Raw genomic sequence first — 3,734 nt, forward strand, 5'->3', positions numbered from 1 at the left:
CACTTCCGCGCTGACGCAGGTGGTAAACGGTTCGACCGAAAGGTCCCCGCCATATCCGCTCGCTATGATCGCGGCAATGATGGCCGAAAAATCATCGGCTCCTGTGCCCGGCGCGCCGCGATTGCTGTCGTTGAGATGCACATGGGCAATCAGGTCGGTCGGCATCCATTTTTCGATCAGCGCCGGCACGCTTTCCTCTTCGGTAAGGGCCGCCGAGGAACAGTCGAGCATGGTCTTGAATGCCGGAGATCCGACCATCTCGACAAGCCGGCGGGCATCCGCCAGGGTGTTGATGAACGGCGTCTGGTCGCGCGAAAGCGGTTCGATGCAATAGGTCAGGCCGGCGTCGTGACAGGCGCGGGCGACGGGCGCGAACAGTTTCGCCGCATGGTCATAGGTCGCCGCACCCGCGATGCCGGCAAGCGGGCGGCGCTGCTGGGGCGAGCCGTGGATGAGCACATGGCCGCCGAGCGCGGCGCAGATGTCAACGAGCCTTAGCAGGTAGTCCGTCGTCTCTTCGGCGACAGCGGGGTCCGTAATCGAAAGCGCCGGGGCGGAGGACAGCAGCCAGTGCAGGCCGGCAATCTCCATGCCTTCATCGGTCGCCGTCTGCCGCATCGCCCTCACCTCACTCTCCGAAAGGCGGAGCGGGTCAGCGGGAAAGCTCTCGATCGCAAGCTCCAGCGCGTCAAAGCCGACGGCCTTCGCAAACCGGCACTGCGCCCGAAAATCGAGACCTTCCCGGCTCAGCAGTTCGTTGCAGCAGACAAGGCGGGGCATCAGCTTTCGCCTTTCTGCTTGAGCCAGCCGACGACCGCCTCCGTGGCGCGGCGGGCATGGGCGTTGAGGCCCTCTTCGCTGGCGTCGAAGCCGAAGACCTCGGCGAGCGTGAAGCGGTTGGAGACCGGGAAATAGCAGAGCGAGGCGATCATCAGATAGACTTCCACCGGCTCGGCCTTCCGCAGGAAAACCCCGTCTTTCCAACCCCGTTTGAGCACTTCCTCAAGCTTGATCAGAAGCTTCGACTGGATCTCGCGCCGGTCGCCGATCTTGCCGACGGAGGAGCCCTGCCGCAGGTTCTCGGTGTTCAGCATGGTGATGAACCAGGGCCGGGTGCGAAAATGGGTCATGGTGAACATCACCAGCGCCCCGACCGCATCCTCCGGCGACAGCGCCTCGAGCGCCAGCTTTTCCTCGCCGGCGCGAATCTGCACATAGGCCTCGCGCAACGCTGCCTTGTAGAGCTCGTCCTTGTCGCCGAAATAGTCGTAGAGCAGCGGTTTCGACAGGCCGGCCTCGGCGGCGATGCGGTCGACGCGGGCGCCGTCATAGCCGACCGACGAGAATTCGTCGAGCGCCGCCTGGAGGATTGCCGCGCGCGAAGCCTCCGCATCGCGCGTTCCCCGTTTCGTCTTTACCGCTGTCCGCCTCGCCACGCCCGTTTCTCCCTATTTCGTCTTCGCGTCTTCCCCGTTAGCATCGCCGCGCCAGCGTTTGAAGCTTGCAAACCGGCGGACGGCGGGAATCGAGAACAGGATGGTGAGCGCGATCAGCACCGCGAAACCGGCCGAAACGGGCCGCGTGAAGAAGGCGGTGATATCGCCATTGGACAGGATCAGCCCGCGTCGCAAGCTCTTGTCCAGCAGCGCACCGAGGATAATGCCGAGCACCAGCGGCGCCATCGGGTAGTTCAGGCGGCGCAGGATATAGCCGCCGACGCCGAAGGCGAACATCACCCAGATATCGAAAATCCGCTGGGACAGTGCATAGGGACCGATGACGCAGAGGGTGAACACCATCGGCATCAGGATCGTGCGCGGGATCTGAAGCACCCTGACGAAGAGCGGCGTCAGCGCCATGCCGAACACGCCCATGGCGATCGTGGCGAAGATCAGCATCACGGCAATGGTGTAGATCATGTCGGGCTGGTCGAACATGATCATCGGCCCGGGGCGCACGCCATGCAGGAACAGCGCCGCGATCAGCACGGCGGCCGATGCCGAGCCCGGCACGCCGAGTGTCAGCGTCGGGATCAGCGAGCCGGGCACCACCGCGGAATTGCCCGTTTCTGCCGCGATCAGCCCTTCCTGGCTGCCCTTGCCGAATTCGTCGCGCTCCTTCGAATGGCGCTTGGCCGCGGCATAGGAGCCCCAGGCGCCGATATCCTCGCCGACGCCCGGAATGATGCCGACCAGCGTGCCGATGATGCCGGATTCCAGCACCGTACGCTTGTAGCGCCAGACGCTGGAGAACAGCTCCTTCAGTGGCGCCGGCACGGATTTGCTGCGGGCGAGTTCGGCCGCCGGCAGCGTCATAGCGAACAGCACTTCGGCAAAACCGAACGCCCCGACCATGGCCGGAATCAGTTCGATCCCGCCATTCATCTGCTGGATGCCGAAATTGAAGCGGACATAGGAATGAATTCCTTCCGAGCCGATCATCGCCACCGACAGGCCGATCAGGCCGGCCATATAGCCCTTCAGCGGTTCGCCGGAATGGGTGAGCTGGCCGGAGATGATGATGCCGAACAGCGCCAGCCAGAAGAATTCATAGGAGCCGAAGCCGAAGGCGGCTTCCGCGAGCGGCGGCGCGATCAACACCAGCATGGCGATGCCGACCAGCGTGCCGAGCATCGAGCCCAGCGTGGCGATCGCCATGGCGAGCGAGCCCTTGCCCTTGCGCACCAGCGGAAAGCCGTCGAGCGCGGTGGCGGCGCTCGCCGGCGTTCCCGGAATATTGAGCAGGATGGCGCTGCGCGAGCCGCCATAGATCGCGCCGACATACATGCAGATCAGCACCATGATCGCGGTGTTTCTGTCGAGCGAATAGGTGAGCGTCGTCAGGAGTGCCACGCCCATCGTCGCCGTCAGGCCGGGAAGCGCGCCGACGAAGATGCCGAGCAGCGTCGCCCAGACGACGTTGAACAGCATCATCGGCGTGGTGAGTTCGGAAAAGGCGCTGGCGAGCGCGTCGATCACGGGGGTCATGGCAGGCGCACCAGAAACAGATCTTCAAAGAGGTATGACACCGCGCCGCCGAAGACGATCGCAATCACCAGCGCGCGGGCGATGGTGATGATCATGGCGCGCCGCGGCATGCCGGGCGAAAACTCGAAAGCCAGGATGAAGGTGGCGACGAACAGGCTGCTCGCCACCCAGAAATGCACGCGCCCGACCAGCACGATCGCGTAGATCGCGCAAAGGGCAATGAGCCCGGAAAGCCGCACCAGTTCCTCGCGGGTCACCATGCCGCTCGCCCGGCGCTCGTCGTCGCCATCCCGGCTGCGCAGGAGGCCGATGAGTTGAAGGCCGGCCACGATGGTCATGGCGATGCCAAGCACGATCGGCAGCAGGCCCGGGAAGCTTGCCGGCGGAATGTGCCGGACTTCCAGCCGGTCCATGGTGTAGCCGCCAATGAGCTGGGCAATCCCGACGGCGAGCAGGATGGTCGAGACGGCAATGTCGACGGAGCGGATTTTCAGCATGAAGCCTCCGAGGAAACGGGATGAGGCGGCGGCACCGCCGCCCCGGTTTGTTTTTTTATGGTCGCAACGCCCGATAGGCTACTCGCGCGGCCTTTCAGCGGACCAAGGCTTGGCGTTCTCAGCGAGCCTCTCCACCAACAATCTCCCCCCTTGAGGGGGAGATGTCGCGAAAGCGACAGAGAGGGGTAAAGGGCGTAAGCCCTAAAAACCGCAAGCTCCGACCCTATCGAGAGGGTTCACCCCTCTCTGC

4 protein-coding genes are annotated in these 3,734 nt (G+C 64.1%); all 4 read right to left on the bottom strand.

All coding sequences use genetic code 11. From position 1 onward, the window contains the following. Nucleotides 1–780 (bottom strand): sugar phosphate isomerase/epimerase family protein (locus B4E36_RS18270; RefSeq protein WP_345900651.1); only part of this gene is annotated, 780 nt, incomplete at its 3' end. After that, nucleotides 780–1,436, bottom strand: coding sequence for a TetR/AcrR family transcriptional regulator (locus tag B4E36_RS18275; RefSeq protein ID WP_292055564.1), 657 nt, complete (start codon nt 1,434–1,436; stop codon nt 780–782). The genes B4E36_RS18275 and B4E36_RS18270, both read right to left, overlap by 1 nt. Before the next feature lie 12 nt (nt 1,437–1,448). Further along, nucleotides 1,449–2,987, bottom strand: coding sequence for a tripartite tricarboxylate transporter permease (locus B4E36_RS18280; protein WP_292055565.1), 1,539 nt, complete (start codon nt 2,985–2,987; stop codon nt 1,449–1,451). Further along, entirely contained in the window at nt 2,984–3,484 is a 501-nt protein-coding gene (locus B4E36_RS18285; protein ID WP_230718313.1) for a tripartite tricarboxylate transporter TctB family protein, read from the bottom strand. Before B4E36_RS18285 ends, B4E36_RS18280 begins: the two co-directional genes overlap by 4 nt. Nucleotides 3,485–3,734 lie beyond the last annotated feature (250 nt).

It is taken from the genome of Martelella sp. UBA3392 (assembly GCF_002358775.1).
Taxonomy (GTDB): domain Bacteria; phylum Pseudomonadota; class Alphaproteobacteria; order Rhizobiales; family Rhizobiaceae; genus Martelella; species Martelella mediterranea.